The 20,252-nt window shown below is 47.1% G+C and carries 17 protein-coding genes; 10 read left to right on the top strand and 7 right to left on the bottom strand.

Translation table 11 applies throughout. The features are described from left to right. Positions 1-10 precede the first annotated feature (10 nt). The 3 genes from Q1B04_RS09195 (at position 11) to Q1B04_RS09185 (ending at position 4,575) form a co-directional block, all read left to right on the top strand. Positions 11-679: an acetyltransferase gene (locus Q1B04_RS09195; RefSeq protein WP_299758412.1), complete on the top strand. Its 669-nt coding sequence runs from the start codon at positions 11-13 to the stop codon at positions 677-679. Between the two features lies 1 nt (position 680). After that, positions 681-1,823 carry an aminotransferase class I/II-fold pyridoxal phosphate-dependent enzyme gene (locus Q1B04_RS09190; RefSeq protein ID WP_299758409.1) on the top strand — a complete coding sequence of 381 codons (1,143 nt, stop codon included), beginning with the start codon at positions 681-683 and terminating at the stop codon, positions 1,821-1,823. An 883-nt stretch (positions 1,824-2,706) separates the two neighbouring features. Further along, complete coding sequence (locus Q1B04_RS09185; RefSeq protein WP_299758407.1) at positions 2,707-4,575, top strand: nucleoside-diphosphate sugar epimerase/dehydratase; 1,869 nt, start codon at positions 2,707-2,709, stop codon at positions 4,573-4,575. A gap of 81 nt (positions 4,576-4,656) precedes the next feature. Here the strand turns inward: Q1B04_RS09185 and Q1B04_RS09180 are convergent, their stop codons facing one another. The 4 genes from Q1B04_RS09180 to Q1B04_RS09165 form a co-directional block, all read right to left on the bottom strand. Then, positions 4,657-5,556, bottom strand: coding sequence for a flavin reductase family protein (locus Q1B04_RS09180; protein ID WP_299758405.1), 900 nt, complete (start codon positions 5,554-5,556; stop codon positions 4,657-4,659). Positions 5,557-5,623: 67 nt separating this feature from the next. Further along, positions 5,624-6,895, bottom strand: a complete 1,272-nt coding sequence (gene fahA, locus Q1B04_RS09175; RefSeq protein WP_299758403.1) for a fumarylacetoacetase — start codon at positions 6,893-6,895, stop codon at positions 5,624-5,626. A gap of 308 nt (positions 6,896-7,203) precedes the next feature. Then, positions 7,204-7,473: a NifU family protein gene (locus Q1B04_RS09170; protein ID WP_299758401.1), complete on the bottom strand. Its 270-nt coding sequence runs from the start codon at positions 7,471-7,473 to the stop codon at positions 7,204-7,206. Between the two features lie 7 nt (positions 7,474-7,480). Further along, entirely contained in the window at positions 7,481-8,584 is a 1,104-nt protein-coding gene (locus Q1B04_RS09165) for an Mrp/NBP35 family ATP-binding protein (protein ID WP_299758400.1), read from the bottom strand. A 144-nt stretch (positions 8,585-8,728) separates the two neighbouring features. On the opposite strand from Q1B04_RS09165, the gene Q1B04_RS09160 reads away from it, so the two are divergent. Together Q1B04_RS09160 and dnaG are read left to right on the top strand one after the other, a co-directional pair. Then, positions 8,729-9,256, top strand: coding sequence for an O-acetyl-ADP-ribose deacetylase (locus Q1B04_RS09160; protein WP_299758398.1), 528 nt, complete (start codon positions 8,729-8,731; stop codon positions 9,254-9,256). 445 nt (positions 9,257-9,701) lie between these two features. Further along, positions 9,702-11,630, top strand: a complete 1,929-nt coding sequence (dnaG, locus tag Q1B04_RS09155) for a DNA primase (RefSeq protein ID WP_299758396.1) — start codon at positions 9,702-9,704, stop codon at positions 11,628-11,630. Here dnaG and Q1B04_RS09150 read toward each other — a convergent pair. Next, complete coding sequence (locus tag Q1B04_RS09150) at positions 11,569-12,549, bottom strand: glycosyltransferase (RefSeq protein ID WP_299758394.1); 981 nt, start codon at positions 12,547-12,549, stop codon at positions 11,569-11,571. The genes dnaG and Q1B04_RS09150 overlap by 62 nt on opposite strands. A gap of 231 nt (positions 12,550-12,780) precedes the next feature. Here Q1B04_RS09150 and Q1B04_RS09145 point away from each other — a divergent pair, with 231 nt between their 5' ends. Together Q1B04_RS09145 and Q1B04_RS09140 are read left to right on the top strand one after the other, a co-directional pair. Beyond that, the gene (locus tag Q1B04_RS09145) at positions 12,781-14,025 is read left to right on the top strand and encodes a bifunctional 3,4-dihydroxy-2-butanone-4-phosphate synthase/GTP cyclohydrolase II (protein ID WP_299758379.1); all 1,245 of its coding nucleotides are present in this window, start codon (positions 12,781-12,783) and stop codon (positions 14,023-14,025) included. Between the two features lie 212 nt (positions 14,026-14,237). Beyond that, positions 14,238-14,924, top strand: coding sequence for a hypothetical protein (locus Q1B04_RS09140; RefSeq protein WP_299758376.1), 687 nt, complete (start codon positions 14,238-14,240; stop codon positions 14,922-14,924). A 2-nt stretch (positions 14,925-14,926) separates the two neighbouring features. On the opposite strand, the gene Q1B04_RS09135 is transcribed toward Q1B04_RS09140, so the two are convergent. Together Q1B04_RS09135 and Q1B04_RS09130 are read right to left on the bottom strand one after the other, a co-directional pair. Beyond that, the gene (locus tag Q1B04_RS09135; protein ID WP_299758373.1) at positions 14,927-15,697 is read right to left on the bottom strand and encodes an ABC transporter permease subunit; all 771 of its coding nucleotides are present in this window, start codon (positions 15,695-15,697) and stop codon (positions 14,927-14,929) included. Then, positions 15,697-16,620, bottom strand: a complete 924-nt coding sequence (locus Q1B04_RS09130) for an ATP-binding cassette domain-containing protein (RefSeq protein ID WP_299758371.1) — start codon at positions 16,618-16,620, stop codon at positions 15,697-15,699. Before Q1B04_RS09130 ends, Q1B04_RS09135 begins: the two co-directional genes overlap by 1 nt. 231 nt (positions 16,621-16,851) lie before the next feature. On the opposite strand from Q1B04_RS09130, the gene Q1B04_RS09125 reads away from it, so the two are divergent. The 3 genes from Q1B04_RS09125 to Q1B04_RS09115 all read left to right on the top strand — a co-directional run bounded on the left by Q1B04_RS09125 (position 16,852) and on the right by Q1B04_RS09115 (position 20,087). Next, the gene (locus tag Q1B04_RS09125) at positions 16,852-17,493 is read left to right on the top strand and encodes an HAD family hydrolase (protein WP_299758368.1); all 642 of its coding nucleotides are present in this window, start codon (positions 16,852-16,854) and stop codon (positions 17,491-17,493) included. A gap of 125 nt (positions 17,494-17,618) precedes the next feature. After that, on the top strand, positions 17,619-19,421 hold the full coding sequence (locus tag Q1B04_RS09120; RefSeq protein ID WP_299758365.1) for a cellulase family glycosylhydrolase: 1,803 nt from the start codon (positions 17,619-17,621) through the stop codon (positions 19,419-19,421). Between the two features lie 81 nt (positions 19,422-19,502). After that, positions 19,503-20,087, top strand: coding sequence for a DUF3267 domain-containing protein (locus tag Q1B04_RS09115; RefSeq protein ID WP_299758362.1), 585 nt, complete (start codon positions 19,503-19,505; stop codon positions 20,085-20,087). Positions 20,088-20,252 lie beyond the last annotated feature (165 nt).

The raw sequence follows: 20,252 nt of genomic DNA, 5'->3' as shown, positions 1-20,252 counted from the left end.
AGACTTGCTTATGGATAAAAATAGAGTAGTAATAATTGGTGCATCAGATCATTGTCGATACACAATTGATATAATTGAGCAAGAAGATAAGTATAAAATATATGGTGTTCTTGATGTAAATCTTTCAAAAGGACAGCAATATGCAGGTTATAGTATATTAGGCTACTTAGATGATTTAGCTCTCCTTTTAAATAATGGTGATGTTGTTGGAGGCATTGTAGCTATAGGTGATAATTATACCCGTAGCCTTGTTACAAATGAGATTAAAACTAGGTTTCCTAAGTTTAGATTTATTAATGCTATTCATCCATCTGTTATAATTGGTAAAGAAACCAAAATTGGCGAAGGCTGCGTTATGATGGCCGGTGTAATAATTAATAATAACTGTATTATCGGTAATCATTGTTTTCTAGCAACTAAAGCCTCATTAGATCATGACTCTATAGTAGGAGATTATTCTAGTCTTAGTCCAGGGGTAACAACTGGTGGCAGAGTCATAATAGGAGATTGTACTGCAATAGGAATAGGAGCCACACTTTTGCATTATAGAACAATTGGAAGTAATTGCGTGGTTGGAGGAGGAGCGTTGGTGAATAAAGATGTTGAGGATAATTATTTAGTATTGGGTGTTCCGGCAAAACCAATAAGGCAAAGAGATTCAAGTGAAAAATATCTTTAATATGAACGAAAAAATCTGGCTATCCTCCCCGCACATGGGCGAGAGCGAGTTTAAGAACGTAAAAGAAGCTTTTGAAACAAACTGGATCGCTCCGCTTGGTCCGCACGTAGACGGCTTTGAGCGCGATATAGCTGACTACTTAGGGGAAGGTGTGCATGTGGCTGCATTAAGCTCAGGCACAGCCGCCTTGCACCTGGCTTTGATTCTGCTGGGTGTGCAGGCCGGGGATGAAGTGATTTGCCAAACAATGACTTTTTCGGCTTCAGCCAACCCTATTGCTTACCAAGGGGCCACGCCAGTATTTGTAGATAGCGAGGAGGAAACTTGGAACATGTCGCCGGAACTGCTGGAGGCTGCCATACAAGATCGTATTGCCAAAGGTAAGAAGCCAAAAGCGATTATTATAGTGCACCTTTACGGCATGCCAGCGCAGATGGACCGTATTATGGCCGTTGCTGATAAGTATGAGATACCAGTGGTTGAAGATGCTGCAGAAGCCTTAGGTTCTTCTTTTAAAGGGCAGAAGCTTGGCACTTTTGGTGCCATGAGCATTTTGTCTTTTAACGGAAATAAGATTATTACCACCTCTGGTGGTGGCGCACTAGTTTCTAAGAACGAAGAATCGATTAAAAAATCTCGTTTTCTGGCTACACAAGCACGTGACGCAGCTCCGCACTATCAGCACTCGCACATCGGTTATAACTACCGCATGAGCAACGTTTGTGCCGGCATAGGCCGTGGACAGATGGAGGTGTTGCCGCAGCGAGTAGAGAAACGCCGCAGCAACTATGAGTTCTATAAGGAAGCTTTAAAAGAGCTGAAAGCCATTCAATTTCCTGATGAGCCGAATGTTGACTTTTCTTCCAATAGATGGCTAAGCACTGTTTTAGTTGAAGGTGAGGTGACAAGAGAGGCTATTCGTCTGTACCTGGAGAAAGATAACATTGAAACGCGACCGCTTTGGAAGCCAATGCACATGCAACCTGTGTTCGCTGATGCCCCTTTTTATGGCGATGGAACCAGTGAGCGTTTATTTGAATTAGGTTTATGTTTGCCTTCAGGCTCTAACCTGACAGATGCAGATCTCGACAGAGTGGTAACTCAACTGAAGGTTTTATTTAAGAAGACTGAAGTAAAAGTATAAATCCATATTGAGTCTCCATAACAAACAACACCTCCGAAGCTAGTAAGGCTTCGGAGGTGTTGCCGTTTAATCCAATTTTGATTCCCATAACAGTAGAGGACTAACTTAGATTATTTTACAAAGTAGTTGATAAGTATAAACTGCTGCTATAAACTAATGTGTTTAGCTACTATGCTTTTAGTGAGGAGTTTGTCGAATACTCTATCTTTGCCATTGTTGGTGATATCACCTATAATGGCAAACTGCAGTAGTCTCCACTTATTTTTAAAATATATGGAAAGGCATTAGAGGTTCTGCATTTACAAGAAACTTTACGCAAGTGTTCTAAACGAGTAGCTGATAAAACCTAGCTGCTGCTGCATACGCATATATTTTGCTACTGTGCTTTTAATGAAGAGTTTACCTAATTCTTCATTTCAAAAGCTTTAAATGATTATTAAGAAAATGTAAATTATCAAGAAGCAGAAGTAACCGTTTTTTATGCTATATTTGCACAGATTTTAGTAAAGACTATATTTTACTTTGTTTATATACAGTATTAAACATAGAGTAAGCTAAATATTTACCAAAAGTATGAATGGTAGCCTGCAGGTGGTACAACTAAACCTTTCTCTTTGCGTTCATACTTACTAATCAGAGTAGAGGTAATTAGTTTTCTACTTATTAATTTATAGCACTTATGGTATGTTAAGTGTTATTTATAGTTGAATGTATTTATTGTTTGGAGTTTATTGAACAAGTTTACAAAAGAATACAGCTTTAGTTTATAATAGGCCTTTTTTATTAAGGCTGCAGTAAGCTGACTGTTAGGATTCGATATATGAAAATTTTACTTAATAAGTCACTTCCTAAATGGATAGTGCTTTTAATAGATCAACTTATCATGAGCTGGTCTTTTGCGCTATCTTTCTTTATAGTGAAACAGTTTCAGTTCGAGGAGATTATGCGCGGGCACTTTCTGGTGTACATGGGTCTCTTCGGTGTCGTTTCTCTTGTCACTTTTTATACCATGCGCGTGCATACGGGCTTGATCCGGTATTCGAGCATCTACGATATTTACCGCATATTTTCAGCGGTACTCATCACCAGCCTTGCTTATGCGACCCTTATTGGCCTATGGGTAGCTCCCGTACACGACATTGATTCTGTTAACATCTATCTTGTTTTACTAATCAGCTTTTTTGTTTCGTCTACTTTGCTTACGCTGGTTCGGATGGGAGCGAAAGCTATCTTCCTGTTCTTTAAGCGCGACTCGTCTGGCGAGCGGGAGCGTGTACTGATCTATGGCGCGAATGGCTTTTCTATTCTGCTGAAGCAGGCTTTGGAGGCAAGCGGCCAGGGCCGTTTTCATATAGCCGGGTTCTTAGATGACAATCGAAATAAGATTGATAAAAACATTCATCAGATACGAGTATATCATATTGATGATATTGAGCGCTTGCAGCAGAAGCTTAGAGTAGATAAAGTGATCGTTTTTGCGGATGACCTGAAATCCGATAACCAGAAGCTGTTTGTGGAGCGCTGCGTAGAGCTTGGCGTAAAAGTACTTACTGTTCCTCCAACAGAGCAGTGGATGTCTGGGCAGCTCAGTATGAACCAAATTAAGGACCTCAAAATTGAGGACTTGTTGCAGCGCCCACCGATTGTTATTGAAAACGACCGTATTCGTGGTGATTTGCGCGGTAAGCGGGTGCTTGTAACAGGAGGTGCAGGGTCAATAGGATCTGAGGTGGTACGACAGGTAATGAGCTATGGCCCGGAGCTTGTAATTGTCTGCGACCAGGCTGAATCTCCATTACATGAACTGCAGTTGGAGATGGAAGAGCAGTATCCGGACGGTAATATTGCTTTGTTTATAGGCGATATAACCAATTCTACCAGAATGTACTCTATGTTTAAAGAGTATTCACCAGATATTGTTTACCATGCAGCCGCTTACAAGCACGTGCCGATGATGGAGAACAACCCTTGTGAGGCGGTGCTAACAAACGTTATGGGTACACGCAACCTGGCAGACCTGTCACTTACATTTGATGTAGAGAAGTTTGTGATGATTTCTACAGACAAGGCGGTGAATCCAACCAATATCATGGGTACTTCTAAGCGTATTGCAGAAATCTATATACAGTCGCTGAACAACCTGAACCATGGAAAGGTAAACGGCAACAAACATCCCTACAAGCAGGTAACTCAGACTAAATTTATCACTACACGTTTCGGGAATGTGCTAGGATCTAACGGCTCTGTTATTCCGCGTTTCCGTCAGCAGATTGAAAGGGGAGGGCCAGTTACGGTAACACATCCGGATATTACCCGCTACTTCATGACCATACCGGAGGCGGTGCAACTGGTGCTGGAAGCTGGCACAATGGGTAATGGCGGCGAAATCTTCATCTTTGACATGGGCGAGCCTGTTAGAATCGTTGATTTAGCCAAAAAGATGATAAAGCTGGCTGGCTTAGTTCCTGATGTGGATATTCCAGTTACGTTTACAGGTTTGAGACCAGGTGAGAAACTATATGAGGAGCTACTCAACGAGGAAGAGCAAACTATCCCGACACATCATAACAAAATCAAAATATCGAAAGTGCGCAACTACCGTTACGATGATGTAGTAACCGATATTGACGAACTGATGCAGTTAAACAGAACAAAGGATGAACTGATGGTTGTCCGCAAGATGAAGCAGATTGTGCCAGAGTATATCAGTAAAAATTCACGTTTCGAAGAGCTGGACCTACAGGTTAACTAAAATAGCTTCTCTATATAACAACAAAGCCCGCTGATGTAGCGGGCTTTGTTGTTATATAGGCTTTTGCTAGATACATAGCATTTATACTTGTCTGCTCAGCAGCAGCACTTTCCAGGCTTGTTCTACCTGATTATCCTCCAGCATCTTTTTACCTAGCTGCTCTAACTCTTGCTGTAACTGGGCAATATCATTTTTATACTTGTCTGAAATGTAACTTACCAGCGGATCAGCTTTAAAGGCTTCTACCTCTGCCTCAGAAGGAATAGTCTCTGTGTTACCTAAACGAGCGAGGTTATTACCTGTGAGTATGCTGCTGCTGCGGATAAAATCAGGGAGTTGATCTATACCGATCCCTTTATTGCGAATTGGCTTCGGCAGTTCGAAAATACAATTACCGTTGGCACGAAGATAGTAATCGCCGCCCATGCGTGCTACAGCATCCAGCTTAAATGGGTCTATCTTGCCTGCTTCGTCCAAAATGTTTTCGTTGACGTGTATCAGCAGCACTTCACAAATAACCAGGTTGCCTGCGCCTCCTTCTGGGCCCAAACTGATCACATCATTCACTTTGCACTCAAAAGATACAGGAGCCTCCTTCACGCGTGGCGGCTGCACAAGCACAGAGGCTTCTGGCGTTAGCCCAGACTTCACAAACTCGTCTATACCCCGATCATACTCTGTACTGGCCAGCGACATTTGCTCCACAATATCATAGTTGGCAATGTTGATGACCACATCGCGTGTTTCCAGCACATTTTCTAAAGTATGTTTGCTGGTATTGTCGCGCACCCGACGGGCGGGGGAAAACACAAGTATAGGAGGCTTGGCACTGAAGACGTTGAAAAAGCTGAAAGGGCTTAAGTTGACGTTGCCTTCGCGGTCAGTGGTGCTGGCAAAGGCAATCGGCCGCGGAGCAATTGCCCCAAGCAGCAATGCGTGTACCTCCGCCGTTTTAACATCCTGTGGATCTATGGTTTTCATTTGGAATTAGAAAGTTAAAAGGTGAGAAAGTAAGTTTGCAGTGCTATTAAGTATAGATATTCGAAAATCAAACAGTCGGCAGCACTTTTGCCTTTACCTCGCCAAAACCGACTCTAATGCCGTTGCGCTCACTGAAGCCACGCATGATCACGGTGTCACCGTCATTAATAAACTTACGCTCAGAACCGTCTGAAAGTACAATTGGGTTGGTGCCGCGCCAGGTCAGCTCCAGCATCGAGCCGAATGAATCTTTCTCAGACCCACTGATGGTGCCAGATGCGTACATATCACCGACCTGCAGGTTGCAGCCATTGCTGCTTTGGTGCGCTAGCTGCTGGCTCATGTTCCAGTACATGTACTTGTAGTTAGACCGACAGATGCTGTTCTCCTCACCGCCTTCCGGCTGCAGCAGCACCTCCAGGTTTATATCATAGTTGTGGTTGCCGGTAAACTCCAGATAGGGTAACGGTTTAGGATCTTGTTCAGGGCCTTTAACTTTGAACGGTTCCAGCGCATCCAGGGTAACCACCCATGACGAAACGGACGAGGCAAAGCTCTTTGCCAGGAATGGCCCCAGCGGCACATACTCCCACGTCTGCATATCTCTGGCCGACCAATCGTTGAACAGCACTAAGCCAAAGATATAGTCATCTGCCTCGTTTGGATTTATACTTTGCCCCAGTTCAGTTTCTTTACCAGTTATGAAAGCAACCTCTAGCTCAAAATCCAGCAATCTGGTAGGGCCAAAAGTTGGTGCCTCAGCATCAGGAGCCTTGGTTTGGCCTTTCGGGCGGCGAATATCTGTACCAGATATGACAATGGAAGAAGCACGACCATGATAACCAATCGGAATATGTTTCCAGTTTGGCAGCAACGCGTTTTTAGGGTCACGGAACATCGTACCTACATTGGTGGCGTGCTCAATGCTGGAGTAGAAATCGGTATAATTGCCAACTTTCACGGGCATCAACATTTCTGCATCGGTTTGCTTTACCAGCAATTCCCGAATTAGATTACTGTTGCTGCTGATTTCGTCGTTATCGTTGCGAAGCAGTTCGGATACGCGGTTGCGCACGGCACGCCAAATTGGTCTACCCAAGGCAATGAAATCGTTGAGGTAGGGGCGGTGAAAAACGTTTGGGTCCAGGTCTATAAGCTCAAAGAAATCGCGGCGAGCCACTTCACAAAGGTCCAGGATATACTCACCTATAGCCACGCCTACACGCGGGTCACGATCCGGGGTCCGGAAAATACCGAATGGCAGGTTCTGTATAGGGAAATCGCTGTTCGCGTCTATTTCTATCCAGGAGTGCAGGGTTGGGTCGTTGGCTCTTATCATAGTATGGTTCGTTCTGGTTTGCTTTAGTACAAATATAGCTTTTTCAGCCACTGATGAAGAATGATTGAGCTGATTTATACTTTCTGAAGTAAGATTAGCAAATTGGTTTTACACGCTTCTGAATAGCAAATAGTTATAATTTAACTATCAAGATGAAAAAATACCTGAATTACAAGAAGCAGGTATACAAAGTATAGAATCTGGAAACAATGCAGTCAGCGCTCTATTTCTGGAGCATCAACAAAAAAAGGTGTGGCTACAGCGGCAGCCACACCTTTCGGTATACTTTAGTTTCTAATACTTATACTTTAGAATTCAGTAGGAGTCACGTTTACAGCTTCAACAGATTTGATTTCCGGAACTGCACGTAGCACCGACTGTTCCACACCTGCTTTCAATGTCATGGTAGACATAGGGCAGGAGCCGCAGGCACCCAACAGTTCTAATTTCAGCACCATTTCGTCTGTTACCTCCAGCACTTTTACGTTCCCGCCATCGGCCTCTAAGTAAGGCCTTATCTGGTCAAGAGCCGACTCAATGCGAAGCATGAAATCCTGATCTACGTTTGTGACTGCCATTAATTTTTTAGCTTTTAATTTCTACTGGTTTTGTTTTGCCCAATGTAGCATTGCGCAGCGATACTTGTTGGGCCACGGACTGAGCCAACTCTTTGAAAACACCGCTTGCCGGAGAATCGTTCTGCAACACAATAGGAGAGCCTTCATCGCCGCTTTCGCGGATGCTCTGCACGAGAGGCACCTGGCCTAGCAGGGATACTTCATACTTGTCGGCTAGCGACTGGCCACCGCCTTGCCCGAAAATATAGTATTTGTTTTCCGGGAGCTCGGCTGGTGTAAAGTACGCCATATTTTCTACAACACCCAACACCGGCACGTTAATCTGCGGCTGTCGGAACATCTGCAGGCCACGCACAGCATCAGCCAAAGCTACTTTTTGCGGCGTGGTTACAATTACCGCTCCCGTTACCGGCAGCGCCTGCACCATGGTAAGATGAATGTCTGATGTGCCCGGAGGCAGGTCCAGCAGCAGGTAGTCTAACTCACCCCAGTCTACATCAGAGATAAACTGGCGCAACGCGGAGCTGGCCATCGGCCCTCTCCAAACCACAGCGCCATCGGCTGGTGTCAGAAACCCGATCGACATCATCTTTACACCATATTTTTCTACCGGCTGGATGTAGTTTTTGCCATGATCTCCCTGCACCATATACGGGCGCTCCTGCTCCACACCAAACATAGTAGGGATAGAAGGGCCGGAGATGTCTGCATCAATCAAACCCACACGCGCACCGGTTGCGGCCAAGGCAATAGCCAGATTAGAGGTAACAGTAGATTTGCCTACGCCGCCTTTACCAGATGCTACCGCAATGATATTCTTCACGCCGCGCAGCACCTCAGAGGTATCGCCACGGCCAGAAGTAACACGCGAGGTCATGTTCACGGTTACGTCCGCTTCTTTGTCCACCATCGTATGGATGGCGGTAACGCAGGCATTGCGAATCAGGTCTTTGAGCGGGCAAGCCGGGGTGGTAAGTATAACCGTGAAGCTCACGTTCTTGCCATCCACCTGCACATCCTCAATCATGTTAAGCGTCACCAGGTCTTTGCCCAGATCCGGCTCCTCCACATAGCTGAGGGCTTTTAATATATCTTCTTTTGTGATAGCCATAGTGTTAATTGCAATTGCCCTGCAAAGATACAAACAAAATATTCCTCCTGAAAAGGCAAAGCGTATACAGTGCAACAAGTATGGCGGGGGAATAGTTTTAGGGTGTAGAAATAAGGTTAGATTGTATCCGAACAAGTATAAACGATGGGAAACACAACGATTGAAGTGCAGCAAGACGATATTGCCAGGGTGCAGGTAGATGCTGTGGTAAACGCCGCTAACAGCAGTTTGTTAGGTGGAGGAGGCGTAGACGGCGCCATTCACCGTGCCGGCGGACCGATCATTCTGGAGGAGTGCACGCAAATTAGGGCGCGGCAGGGCGGCTGCCCCACCGGAGAGGCTGTTATAACAACAGCCGGTAAGCTGCCTGCCAAGTATGTCATTCATACGGTCGGCCTGGTTTGGAACGGCGGGAGCAAAGGGGAACCGGAGTTGCTGGCTAACTGCTACCGAAACAGCCTGAATTTGGCAGAAGAGAATAACGTGGAAAGTATAGCCTTCCCTAACATTAGCACAGGAGTGTACGGCTACCCCAAAGACAGAGCGGCCAAAGTAGCAGTGGAGGCCGTAAAATCATACTTGCAGGAGTACCAAACAAGTATAAAACAGGTGATTTTTGTTTGTTTTGATGAGGAGAATTATCGGCTGTACCAGAAGCTGCTGAAGGAGTAGTAGGACTTTGGAAATGCGAGAGAGGTTTGTTCAACACTGAGTCTACTTTTTCTGTAATCTTAGAAAGAGAATTACTCGGGAACGACTGTCATCCCCCTGCCCCCTTCGAAGGGGCACTTTGGAAAAGTTCCGTCAGCCTTGGTTATCCAACCACCCCTACCTCCGGCAGGAAAAGCTCCCAGCGCGATGCGGGAAGACAAGGCCTCCCTTAAAGAGAGGCCCTACCCCGCCTGGAGGGAGCCATAGCCAGAAATGAAACAATAGGTTTGTAAGACTGAGGATGAACAAAGGCCATTAAGTATAGTTTGTTTCGAATTGAAGAAAAACAGAAGTAAAAAAGCGCGGGCTATAAGCCCGCGCCAGCGATAGAGCAATGAGAACTCATTCACGCATCTATAATTCAATCGGAAACCCTTATCTTTGCCATCCGCTTTTACTTTTGCCTATGTCCCTCATCCCTAAAGAAATAGTTGACCAAGTACTAAACCATGCCGATATTACGGAGGTGGTCGGTGATTTTGTGTCGCTCAAGAAAAAGGGGCAGAACATGTGGGCCTGCTGCCCGTTCCATCACGAAAAATCGCCATCTTTCTCAGTTTCGCCGGCAAAAGGCATTTACAAGTGCTTTGGCTGCGGAAAGGCCGGCAACTCGGTGCAATTTATCATGGATGTGGAGGGCACGAGCTTTCCGGAGGCCATTAAGTACCTGGCCAAAAAGTATAGCATCGAGATACCCGAGGAGCAGCACGACCCAGAGTATGCCCGGGAGCAAAGCGAGCGCGACAGCCTGTTCATTGTGTCAGACTTTGCCGCCAAGCACTTTCAGCAGCGCCTCACCAGCCACGAGCAGGGTAGCATCGGGCAATCTTACCTGAAGCAACGCGGGCTAAGCGGCAATACCATTAAAAAGTTTGAGCTGGGCTACAGCCTGGACGAATGGACTGACCTGACCGATACCGCCCTTAAAGCGGGTTATCAGCAGAAGTACCTGGAGGCAACCGGCCTGACAATTGTAAAGGAAGACGGCAAAAAGTATGATCGCTTCCGGGGCCGTGTTATGTTCCCGATCCATAACGTATCGGGGCGCGTGGTGGGTTTTGGTGCCCGTACGCTTAAATCCAACGACAAGAAAAGCCCGAAATATCTCAACTCGCCGGAGTCTGATATCTACCATAAGAGCAACGTTCTTTATGGGTTGTACCAGGCGAAGCAGGCCATGCGCATGCAGGACATGTGTTACATGGTGGAAGGCTACCTAGATGTGCTCTCTCTGAACCAGGGCGGCATCGAAAACGTGGTGGCCTCCTCAGGAACCTCGCTTACCGAAGGGCAGATTAAGCTGATTTCGCGCTATACCGAGAACATTACAGTACTCTACGACGGTGATGCGGCAGGTATAAAAGCCTCTTTGCGCGGGATCGACCTGATTTTGGAGCTTGGCCTGAACGTGAACGTAGTAACTTTTCCGGAAGGCGAGGACCCCGATTCATACATCCACAAAGTTGGCGACACGGCTTTTAAAACTTACCTGAAGGAGTATTCGCAGGACTTTATCTCATTTAAAACCAGCCTCTTTGCAAAAGAGGCTGCGGGCAACCCGGTAAAAAAGGCTGAAGCCATAAAAGAGGTGGTGGCTTCTATTTCAAGGATTCCGGATGCCATTAAACGTACGGTATTCTTCCGTAGCTGCAGCCTGATTTTTGATATTGATGAGCAGGTACTGATATCGGAATACAACAAAATGCACCTGCAGGGGCGGCAGCAACAGCAGCAGCAGCCTAGAGGGGGTGGGGCTGAGCCTGATTTTGCGTTCGCGCCACCAATGCCGGAGGAGGAGCCCGAAAAGCCAGCCTCGGATGCCGATGTGCTGCAGCGCTATGAGCGGGAGATTGTGCGTATGTTGCTTAATTACCCGGATCGGCTGCTGGATGACGGCCTCACCACCTGCCAGTATATGCTGGAGCAACTAGAGGATATTGAGTTCCGCTCGCCGCTGTATGCCCGGTTTGTAGAGCTGGTAACCGAAAAACTGAACCAAGGTGTAGTGCCTGTGGCAGATGACTTTATTAATTATCCAGACCAGGAAATACGAACAGAGGCCACAAATCTGCTCTCAGACCCTTATGAGCTAAGCCCGAACTGGGCTACGCACCAGATCTATGTTCCGCATGAAACCGACTTGCTGCCTTACGGAACCGAGCGTGCAGTGCTCCGCCTCAAGTTTGTGTACCTTAAACTGATGATTGATGAAGAGGCGCTGAAGTTGAAAGTCGTGACAGACCCGCAGGAGCAGATAAACCGGCTAATGGCAGTTATGAATTTGAAGAAGCTTCACAAGCAGATTGGTGATATGCTGGGGATTGTGGTGTTTTAAGAAGCTTCTGAAGCTTACGCTTAATTCTGCTAAGCAGCAGAATTGCTTTTAGCTTTCTCTTTAGGTTTGATCCAGGTCTGTAATAGAAAGCTTTTAAAAGAGAAGTTGAAAAAGACGTTGAGAGCGGCTTGTTCATCAAAATATACCCTTCAGCCTGCAGGAGGTAATGCTCTGCTAAATACTTTGCCAGTTCCTTTGGTGTGATCTGCTTTACCATGGAACTTTTGCGGCGCTCAACGGCATTTAGTGCGGCAATCAGTTTCTCATCTCTCGACTTATTAAAGCCTTCATACCCCTGCGAAACACCTCTGTCACTAACCCGGAAGTAGTATAGCGGCTTCTCTAAAAGTATAACATCGCCTACTTCCTCGAGTTTGTATATGATGTCTCGGTCATCGGCAAGTTTAAAAAACGGATCGTAGCCCAGGGTTTGGTTATAGCAAGTGCGCTTATAGGTAAGCAAGTGGCTGATTTGATCTTCCAGAATATCGGAGTATACTACCTGGCTACAAGCTGCTATCTCCAGCGGATGCAGTTGAGAGTCACAGTTATAGCGCTGTGTGTATACAATACTAGCCTTTGGGTAAGCCTGATGCGCTTTAACTACTTCCTCTAAAGCATTTGGAGCCAGCGCATCGTCATGGTCACAGATCACAATAATTTCTCCCTTGCTGTGCCGGACTCCCGTACCTTTGGCAAAGCTAACCCCATGGTTTTCAGGTAAGGCTATAAGCTTACATCTATCCTCTAAGTTCTGCTGCGCTACATACTGGCGTAACACCTCTAAAGTATGGTCTGTAGAGCAGTCCTCTACCAGTACCAGCTCCCAGTTTTGGTATGTCTGTGTCTTGATAGAATCTAGCGTTTCTAATACTAGGTCTGGGTTATTATAACAAGCTACTACAACAGAACACTTCACTGCGGTTGGTTTTAGGTACTACAAAGACGAAGAGGTGAAAATAGATAATGTTTCTTTAATAGAAGGCTATTTTCTACCTTTGCTTAGTACTAGAAGTTCATTATTGATAAAAGAGGCCTAAGCCTTAAATGAACAATGTGGCTGTTTTTGTAGTTCTGATAAAGAGGTAAAAAGCTTCTGTTTTAGTTAAACAGACAGTAAGCTGCGCTGCCTTTTGATATACATAAATACATGGAAAATAATCCAAATGAGTCAATAAAGCTCGATTCAATCGAGGCTGCCATTGAAGATATACGCCAAGGCAAGGTAGTGATTGTGGTAGATGATGATGACCGCGAGAATGAAGGCGACTTTGTTTGCGCCGCCGAAAAAATCACGCCGGAGATTGTAAACTTTATGGCTACCCATGGCCGTGGCCTTATTTGCGCGCCACTTACCGAGGAGCGCTGCGATGAACTGGGGCTGGAGCTGATGGTTGGCCGAAACACGGCGCTGCACGCTACTCCGTTCACTGTGTCGGTAGACCTGATTGGGCACGGCTGCACCACTGGTATCTCAGCATCAGACCGCGCCAAAACAATTTATGCGCTGGTAGACCCTACCACAGATCCGCACTCGCTGGGCAAGCCGGGGCATATTTTCCCGCTAAAAGCTAAGAAAGAAGGTGTGTTGCGCCGTGCAGGACACACCGAGGCTTCCGTAGATCTTGCCCGCTTAGCAGGTCTGGCGCCTGCCGGTGTGCTGGTGGAGATCATGAACGAAGACGGTACCATGGCCCGCGTGCCGGACCTGGTAAAAGTAGCCGAGCGCTTTAACCTGAAGCTGATCTCAATTAAAGACCTGATTGCTTACCGCCTGAAGGAGGAAAGCCTGATAGACCGCGAGATTGTGGTGCAGATGCCAACTGATTTCGGTGTATTTGACCTTTACGCTTTCACGCAGCGCAGCAATGGTGCCAAACATCTGGCTCTGGTAAAAGGAACCTGGGAGGAAGACGAGCCGGTATTGGTGCGAGTACATTCCTCCTGCGTTACAGGTGATATTTTCGGCTCCTGCCGTTGCGACTGTGGCCCACAGCTGCACGAGGCTATGCGCATGGTAGAGAAAGAAGGCAAAGGCGTAGTAGTATACATGAACCAGGAAGGCCGCGGCATCGGACTGATTAACAAGCTGAAGGCTTACAAGCTGCAGGAGCAGGGGTTGGATACTGTAGAGGCTAACCTGGAGTTGGGTTTTGGCATGGATGAGCGCGACTACGGCGTAGGAGCACAGATTCTGCGCGACCTGGGTGTAACTAAGATGCGTCTGATCTCTAACAACCCACGCAAACGTACCGGCCTGATGGGCTACGGACTGGAAGTAGTGGAGCGAGTGCCGATTGAGGTAGTGCCAAATGAGCACAACCAGAAATACCTTACTACCAAGCGCGACAAGCTTGGCCACGAGATCCTGAAGAATCTGACGATCAACAAGTAAACAGATACTTATTTACTTCTCTGAGACCTGCATAGGAAGCCAAACGCTACTTGTGCAGGTTTTTTAGTTTCCGGCCTATTTGCTTGAGGCAATAAGGCAACTTTTCTCCCGGAAAATCATACAAATTATATAAGAGGTTGATAATGAGCGTGTAGATGCGCTGCTTATTGATTTTTGGGTTTTTGAATTGTATTAAAATTGTTGCTGAAGCTATGAAAAATAATATTTATTTAATTACATGCCTCATTTGTTTCTGTCTGGTAATTTGCCTGCTGCCTAATCCGGTAGAAGGGCAGTACAGACCTGCTGTTGATATCCAGGAATGGCCTTCAGGCAAAGTTGTACTAACTTCGGGCGATACCATCTACGGGCCGATAACTTTTTACCGTACGCAGGATGTCGTCAGTGTTTTGCATGATGACGGAACAAAGAGCTGCTTCGCTCCTGTGAATGTACAATATTTTATTGCCCAGGAGGAGCCTAGCGGGAGGGCTTATACTTTCAGGTCGTTGATGTGGAACCTTGGCAAAGCCTATTCGAACTTTAAAAAGCCTACATTTTTTGAGCAGCTAAACCAAGGGCGTTATACTTTAATTATGCGCGAAGAGTATACCCACAAGGACGTATCGCGCACGTCGCCGCTCTATGCCTATAACTCTGCACACAACTCTGATCTGTATGTGCCGGGAAGCGAGTGGATGGATCAGATTAAGGGGCTGTATTACGTTATGCTGCCAGACGGGGAAATTGTAACCTTACGGAATGTGCGCAAAGATCTGCATCAGCTGTTCGGTAATAAATCTAAAGAGGTGAAGAAATTTGTCCGGGAGCGGAAGCTGAGCTACGAAAAGCCGCACCAGGTAATAGCCATTGTCAACTACTACAACTCGCTGCTGTAAACCTATAAATCGCGTAGCTTAAGCATATAATAACTCAGGAGGCAAAACACACCGATATAAGCTACAGAAACCGCAGCTGCCCAAGGCAACGACAGCAGCTCTGTGGGGGTGGTGAGTTGGTCCAGCATATCCTGGCCAGGCATAGGAGTAAGGGTCTTGAGCACTTTCATCGGCATAAACTTGTCTACAGCATCAGGTAAACGGAAGTGAAGAATAGGCTCCACTATCTGCGCGTAGGCAATGTAGGCGATAATTGCTAGGCCACTCCTCTTAATAACAATCCCAAATAGCAAGGCCAAAGCCATATAACCTACGGCTTGTACAAAGTAATAGGAGAGGCGGTCTATCTGCCCGAATACAGCGTCAAAGGTATGGTTCTGCCCATGCAGCAGGCCAAAGTATAAACCCAGCACCAGGAGAAAAATCGTAGCAAAAACGCCTAAGCCAAGTATAACATAAAACTTAGCCAGCACCAACTCTGCTCTGGAGAGGCCATCTATAACCTGTTGGCGCAACGTCCGGAAATTATATTCATCAGCCACCAGCACAATCAGGAGCACACCAAAAAGCAGGTTAAAGAAGCTGGCGATGTAAACCAGCGTTTGCCAGAAATCAGGCAGGTTGTACATTTGCTTTCCAAGTTCCTGCCCGTTAATGGAGATATTGCTGCCAGCATAAAGCACAAGCAGTAGCAGCACCACAAATATCGAAAGTATAGCCCAGACTGTTTTGTAGGGCAGCAGCTTGTTTAGTTCTATGCGGAGTAAGTTCATCAGACTTGGGTTTTGATAATTTCCAGAAACTGTGCTTCCAGGCTTTTGCGGCGGATGGTTAGCTGTTGCAGTACCACACCGGCCTCAAACATGGCTTTGTTTATATCGGTGCTGCTATAGCCTTCGCGTAAGGTCAGGTGTATCACTTCGCGCTCCGGCTGGTAACTCTCTACAAAAGGCAGTTGTTTAAGCACTTCCATCGCTTGGGCTATGTTTTCGGCACTGATGATGATTTGGTCTTTAGCTGAAAGTATGGTATCTACGCGCCCTTGCGCACGCAGCACGCCCTGTTGCAGCACCGCTACATGCGTGCATACTTTTTCCACCTCATCAAGCAGGTGGCTGGCAAGTATAATTGTTTTACCCTGAGCGGCAATCTGAAGTATAAGTTCCCGCACTTCGGCAATGCCTTCGGGGTCCAGGCCGTTTGTCGGCTCATCCAGCACCAGCACCTCAGGGTCGTTCAGCAAGGCAGACGCCAGCGCCAAACGCTGTTTCATGCCCAGCGAAAAGCCTTTAAAAGTAGTATGAGACCGCTGCGACAGGCCAACCAGTTTCAGTACTTGTGCAATTCGTTTCGGGTCGGCGCCTTTTATCTCAGCGGAAATTTCCAGGTTGCGGCGGGCGGTGAGGTAAGGGTAGAAGTTCGGTGTTTCGAGCAGGGCACCGATCTGGTGTTTGGTGGCGCGTGCTATAGCTTGGCCAAACCACGCAAAGCTGCCTGAGGTAGGGCGAATAACATCCAGCACCATACCGAGTGTGGTGGTTTTGCCGCTTCCGTTGGGGCCAAGCAAACCATAGATGCTGCCCTGCTCCACCTGCAGCGTCAGTCTGTCTACGGCTTGTATGCTGCCGTAGCGCTTGCTAAGTTGGTTAATATCAAGTATAACAGACACGTTTCCTAAGTTTTCGGTGTAAAACAAATATAGCGTTTTTACTTTAAACTAGATTTTAGAACGTCCATCCAATCTGTATACTTTAGGAAAAGACTTAAAGCTAGCGGCATTAACTGCGTTGTTCATTATAAAAGTATTACTGGCTCAAAAGGCCTGCTCTGGCTAATCTGGAGGGAGGCAAGATGGGGTTCTGCACAACTTAATTCGCAATAATAGGGTACCTTGCAGCTAAACCCATACGTTAACGGAAACAGTTAAATGAACCATACAATCCAATATGACAGCCTTATCTTCGACCTCGACGGCACCCTCTGGGACTCCACCCAAACCATTGCCGATGCCTGGAATGCCGCCGCCGCTCAGTTCGATTTTGTTGACCTTACCCTTACCCGAGAAGATATCCGCAACATTGCAGGCATGCAGTACGATGCCATTTATCAGAAGCTTTTCCCGAACCTGAACCTGGAGCAGCGGAAGCAACTGCAGGCAACAGCAGCCAGAATAGAGCTAGAGTATCTGCAGCAAAAGGGAGGAGAATTGTATCCGCAGCTTCAGGAAACACTGGAATTGCTGCAGCCAAAGTATAAACTGTTTATCGTGAGCAACTGCCAGAGCGGGTATATCGAGACGTTTTTGCAGTACTTTGATCTGCAGCCATACTTTACGGACGTTGCCTGCTACGGCGACCAGCGTTTGCCCAAAAGCGAAAACATCAGGGCGGTGGTGCAGCGCCACAACCTGCAGCAACCGGTATACATCGGCGATACCCAAGGCGACTACAGCGCCAGCGTTCAGGCAGGCGTGCCGTTCATACTTGCCCGGTACGGCTTCGGGGAGGTGCAGGCAGAGGTAGAGCAGATTGAGCGCCTCAGCGATCTTCAGAAGCTTGTACAAGTATAAACAACCGAAAAGGCTGCTGCAGCATATGCATCATAGGTAAAGATTTCTGTGGTAAAACATAGGATTTAGCTAACTTATACTTTCAAACTGATAAAACAATGATGAACTCTTCAGCTGCATGTACTATGGCAAAACAACTACTGAAGCGAATAGGGCTGCTGGCTCTGCTAATGGGCTACCTCAGTATAACTCAAGCGCATGCCCAGGGATTTTTGAAAGCTGACGGAAAGAAAATAATGAACGGAAGCGGCGAGGAGGTGATACTGCGGGGTATGGGTTTAGGTGGCTGGATGCTGCAGGAGGGATACATGATGCGCACAGGCGATGTGGCCGGGCAGCAGCACGCGCTGAAGGCTAAGATTGAGGAGCTGATCGGCCCGGAAAAAACAAACGAGTTTTACAGCGCCTGGCTTGCCAACCACACCCGCAAAATTGATATCGACTCGATGGCCGCCTGGGGCTTTAATTCTGTGCGCCTGCCCATGCACTACAACCTTTATACCTTGCCGGTAGAGCAGGAGCCGGTAAAAGGTCAGAACACGTGGTTAAATCAAGGTTTTGCCATGACGGATAGCCTGCTGGCCTGGTGCAAGGCAAACAACATGTACCTCATCCTGGACCTGCATGCGGCACCCGGTGGCCAGGGTAACGACCTCAATATCTCTGACGGCGACCCGAATAAGCCGTTTTTATGGGAAAGCGAGGAAAATCAGCAGAAAACTATTGCGCTGTGGCGGAAACTGGCAGAGCGCTACAAAGATGAACCTTGGATTGGGGCTTACGACATCATTAACGAACCGAACTGGGGCTTTACCGACCCGAATGATAAAAACGGCTGTAGCGAAGAGCAGAACGGGCCACTCCGCCAGCTGATGGTGGAGATTACCCAAGCCATACGGGAGGTGGATCAGCAACACATGATCATTATAGAAGGCAACTGCTGGGGCAACAACTACAAGGGTGTGCTGCCTACCTGGGATGATAACGTGGTGCTCAGCTTCCATAAATACTGGAACTACAACGATCAGGAATCCATACAAGGCTCCCTGAACCTGCGCGATAAGTATAACGTGCCGCTTTGGTTAGGAGAGACCGGTGAGAACTCTAATGTCTGGTTTACGCAAGCAATCAGCCTGGCTGAAAAAAACGGCATTGGCTGGAGCTGGTGGCCACTCAAGAAAATGGGCTTCAACAATCCGCTTGAGGTAAAGGTAGCCCCAGGCTATCAGAAAATCCTGGATTATTGGAAAGGCAAAGGGGAAAAGCCAGCAGCCGACGAAGCGTACAAAGCTCTGATGCATCAAGCGCAAAACACCAAACTGGAAAACTGCATGTACCATCAAGATGTGGTGGATGCCATGTTTAGGCAAGTGCAAACTACTGCCACCAAGCCTTTTGCAGCTCATGCTGTTGCAGCCGGTACTACTATAAAAGCGGTGAACTATGACCTAGGCCGTAACGGTTTTGCCTACTTTGATAAGGATACAGCCAATTATCACATCTCTTTAGGCAGCGAGCGCACGCTCTGGAACAGGGGCCATGCTTACCGTAACGATGGTGTGGATATCAAAACAGGTTCTGATGGGTATTACGTGAGCAATTTTGAAGAAGGGGAGTGGCTGCAGTATACGGTAAATGTGCCTCAGAAAGGAAGGTATAAACTTCTGGTGCAGGTGGCGGCTGCAGGAACAGGCGGAAAAATTAGCGTCTCGAACAACGGCGCCATACTTGCCGCCACAACAGTTGTTCCGGTTACAGGCGGAGAGCAGAACTGGGAGACAATAGAAATAGCTCATGTGCCGCTTGCGCAGGGCAAAAATACCCTACGCGTGCGGGCAGACAGCGGCGAGTTTAGCCTGAACGCTATCTGGTTCGAGAAAGCAGGAAAATCAACAGGCAGAAAGGCTAAACAGAAGTCAAAGCGTTAATCATACTTTCATAGCCACAGCCAGGCAGTGCAGCGTCAGAAATTTGATTGCCTGCAAGCCTAAATTTCTTAAAAAGTATACATGCAGCAACAGCAGTACGAAAAAACAGAACGCACCCTCACCGCAGCCGAGGCTAACGTGAAGGCGCTGGTGTTTATGCTGCCCATTCTGGTGCTATACATAGTGCCCTACGTGCTGTTGTGGCCGGAGCAGTTCAGCTACAGCGCAGTGGGAGGGTTTGTGCGGGAGCATGGTGTTTATACCCTGTTTTATCCGTTTCTGATGCTCCTGGTGTTTGTGTTGGGGGCTGTGGTGCACGAGCTGTTACACGGCCTTACCTGGTCTGTTTTCTGCAAACGTGGGGTAAAATCTATCAGCTATGGCGTGCATTGGCGTTACCTTACCCCATACTGCCATTGCCAGGAAGTACTGCCGCTGCACGCCTACATACTTGGTGGCATAATGCCTGGCCTGGTGATGGGGTTACTGCCTGCAGGGGCAGGTATCTTAACAGGTAATCTGCTGCTGTTTTTGTTTGGACTTTTCTTCTCTGTTGCGGCCTCCGGCGATCTGCTCGTGCTCTGGATGCTGCGCCATGCCAATGCCACCGATCTGATACAGGATCACCCGGAGAAAATAGGCTGCTACGTGTTTAGGGAAGTATAACCAGGGCAAATCAAAATACCGGCAGCTGCTGTCACGCCTTAAGCTGTTTTTCGTTTCAGTTTGCTTGTGAGGTTTTAACAGGTTATAATCCTGACTAACGTTTATTTCTCAGGCCATTGTGAAGCCTAACTCTTCAGGTCCTAGGTCTAATTTAGCGATGTTTTT

The sequence above is a fragment of the uncultured Pontibacter sp. genome, from assembly GCF_947495565.1.
GTDB lineage: Bacteria > Bacteroidota > Bacteroidia > Cytophagales > Hymenobacteraceae > Pontibacter.
Note: the sequence above shows the minus strand (reverse complement) of the source record. Positions and strands in the feature narration are given on the sequence as shown.